Source organism: Micromonospora sp. NPDC005324, assembly GCF_040607155.1.
In the GTDB taxonomy this organism is placed as follows: domain Bacteria; phylum Actinomycetota; class Actinomycetes; order Mycobacteriales; family Micromonosporaceae; genus Micromonospora; species Micromonospora trifolii.
On sequence record NZ_JBEXGE010000109.1, the window covers coordinates 1 to 2,912 of the forward strand.

Consider the following 2,912-nt stretch of genomic DNA (forward strand, 5'->3'; position numbering starts at 1 on the left):
TTTCGAGGCCACCAGCTCACAACCGCTACCGATCGACCAAGCCGCCTAACTAAAATCAACACAACGACCCTGTCCGTCGAAACGGGTCAAGCCCAGGAACCGTTGCTGCCTGGTGGGACGTAGACCGGGTCGGCCGCCGACATGGAGAAAACGGCAGCTCGTTGATGGGATCAGGTGGCGGACCAGGGTTGGTGCGCCGTGGCGGGACATCCCGGAATGCTACGTGTTGTGGAGCACAAGCTTGACGACACGCGCCCCGGGCGAAACCCGGTTGCGTGGTGACCGGCGGGTTCGAGTAGTGTTTGCGCCATGTCGAGCCCTGAGGCATCCAAGGTGGGGGCTTTCGGTCACGCCGTCAGCCCCCTGAACCATTGAGTTCATAGTCCGCTTCCCAGCAGCCTTCGCTGCATGGGCATTTGCGCGCACCCTTGGGCGCTGGCCGCGGTGACGAGACGTCTCCTCGTTCTCTCACCTCGGAGTTCTTGATGCCTCTACCGCTATACCTGCTTGCCGTGGCGGTCTTCGCCATGGGCACCTCGGAGTTCATGCTCGCCGGCTTGGTGCCGGACATCGCCGTAAGCCTCGACGTGTCGATCGGGGCCGCCGGGCTTCTGACCTCGGCGTTTGCCGTCGGGATGATCGTCGGCGCGCCGCTGATGGCGGCGCTTGCGCGTTGGTGGCCTGTCAGGGCCAGCCTGCTGTGCTTCGTGCTGGTTTTTGCCGTGGCCCACGTCGTAGGCGCCCTCACGACGAGTTTCGCGGTTCTGCTTATTACCCGGGTGATCGCAGCCCTGGCCAACGCGGGCTTCCTGGCTGTGGCACTGAGCACGGCGGCTACGCTCGTCGCATCTGACCAGAAAGGGCGCGCGCTGGCGGTGTTGCTCTCGGGTACGACGGTGGCCACCATCGCTGGAGTTCCCGGCGGCGCAATCCTCGGCACGGTGCTTAGCTGGCGGGCAACCTTCTGGGCGATCGCACTGCTCTGCCTTCCCGCTGCCTTCGGTGTCATGAAGGGCATCCCGGCCCGTCTCGGAAAAGCCCCTCGGGACACTCCGGCTGGCTCGTCTCTTCGGAACGAGATTGCCCAGCTCGCGATGCCCAGGCTGGCCCTGGTCATGCTGCTCGGTGCCCTCGTCAACGCTGCCACCTTCGCCACATTCACCTTCCTGGCACCGATCGTGACTGACACCGCCGGCCTGGGCGAGCTGTGGGTCTCGGTCGTGTTGGTGCTCTTTGGTATTGGGTCTTTCGTCGGCGTCACCCTCGCGGGACGGCTCTCCGATCAGCGTCCCGGCATCGTGATCGCAGTCGGTGGCCCGTTGCTGTTGCTCGGCTGGATCGCGTTGGCGACCCTGGCTGCCGAGCCGGTGGCGCTTCTGCTCCTCGTGTTCGTGCAGGGCACGCTTTCCTTCGCGTTGGGCAGCACCCTGATCGCCAGGGTGCTTTATGAGGCAGCAGGCGCCCCCACCATGGGAGGGTCGTATGCGACTGCGGCGCTCAACATCGGTGCCGCTGGCGGCCCCGTCGTTGCAGCAGCGACCCTCGGGGCCAATGCCGGCGACCTTGGCCCGGCGTGGGTCAGCGGCCTCCTGGCTACGGTCGCACTGCTCATCGCCCTGCCGCTCCGGCGGTTCATCGCACCCCGCGTCGGCCAGGCGATTCGATGACCCACGCGAACGCTCCGGTGAGTTTCGAGGGACGGCGACGACTCATCGAGCGCTGCCGAACCTGGCCAATCGCTCATGTCGCCGCCGAGATGGGGATCTCGCGGGCCTGCGCCAGCAAGTGGGTCAATTGCTGGCGTCGCCACGATGAAGTCGGACTCCAGGACCGGCCCTCGACCCTGCATTCCAGCCCGAATGCAACACCGCCAGAGGTCATTGAGCGAAACGAGACCTGGCGACGAGAGAAGAAGTTGCCCGCCCAGCGGCTCACCGATGAACTATTCGCCATCGGCGTCAGCATCCATCGCCGCACGGTCACCAGACACCTGGCTCGACCGGCCTTGGAAAACGCCGGCCTACCGAACCCATCGACCCAGATCACGTAGACACGCCGACGGACGTCAGCCTTTCAACCTCTGTAGCGCATCGCTCGGCGGTGTCGGTGACGGTGATCCGGCGGATGCCCGACCCGCCGCCGGTGCTGGGCGCGACTTCGCCCGCCGCCGGGGTCACCGATAGGCCACCGAGCTACTCGACATGCGCACCAACTCGCCGGCCGATATTCGGTCAATCAGCCGTTGTTTGAACAGTCCCTACCCCCCACCCGAAGGTCGGCCCCGGGTCACCGCCGACCTTGGCTCCGTCAACCGGCAGCGCGACGACACGGGCCGTTGAGTGAGCGCGCGTGGCGACGGCATGCAGCGGGCACACGACAACTGAATGCGGGATGTCGTCGACTTGAATGGTAAGGCTCATATTGTTCTGCACCGGCGGTTAATCAAGCAACCTCGCCAGATGAACGTTGGCGGATCCATAAGCACCAGGGTCCCGACCTTCCTGCGGTTTTGGCGACTCGCGCCTTGGGATGGTCGGGCGGAGTCACTCCCAACGTATGTAAGACCCACGACAGAACCAGGTTTCAAGAGAGAGGAGGCCCCTCGGAATGAGAGTCTCGAAGCGGGCGACGAGCGCCATCGCGCTCAGCGCGGCTGTCGCGCTTGTCGCGAGCGGTTGCTCGAGCGGCGGCAGTGACGACACTGCCGCCAGCACGGACGGTGCGATCGTTGTTCACGGCGTCCAGCCGGAGAACCCGCTGGTCCCGGCGAACACCACGGAGACCGGCGGTGGAAGAGTCATCGACTGGCTTTTCACTGGCCTGGTCGAGTACCCGAACGACGGTGGGGCCCCGCGTAACGCGCTGGCGGAGTCCATCAACACCACCGACTCCAAGGTCTTCACGATCAAGAT

General features: G+C 65.2%; 1 protein-coding gene and 3 pseudogenes. All 4 read left to right on the top strand.

Annotated features, from left to right (window positions below; genetic code table 11):
* Positions 1 to 69 precede the first annotated feature (69 nt).
* Positions 70 to 214 (top strand): annotated as a pseudogene (locus ABZS40_RS36510) (transposase); the annotation flags it as partial.
* Between the two features lie 271 nt (positions 215 to 485).
* Entirely contained in the window at positions 486 to 1,667 is a 1,182-nt protein-coding gene (locus ABZS40_RS36515; protein ID WP_354949295.1) for a Cmx/CmrA family chloramphenicol efflux MFS transporter, read from the top strand.
* Positions 1,664 to 1,996: pseudogene (locus ABZS40_RS36520) on the top strand (leucine zipper domain-containing protein); the annotation flags it as partial. The gene ABZS40_RS36515 and the pseudogene ABZS40_RS36520, both read left to right, overlap by 4 nt.
* 611 nt (positions 1,997 to 2,607) lie before the next feature.
* Positions 2,608 to 2,912 (top strand): annotated as a pseudogene (locus ABZS40_RS36525) (ABC transporter substrate-binding protein); the annotation flags it as partial.

What these genes read in the sequence shown, in the direction of transcription:
- ABZS40_RS36515 (WP_354949295.1), top strand. Translation starts at nt 486, where the DNA reads ATGCCTCTACCGCTATACCTGCTTGCCGTGGCGGTCTTCGCCATGGGC.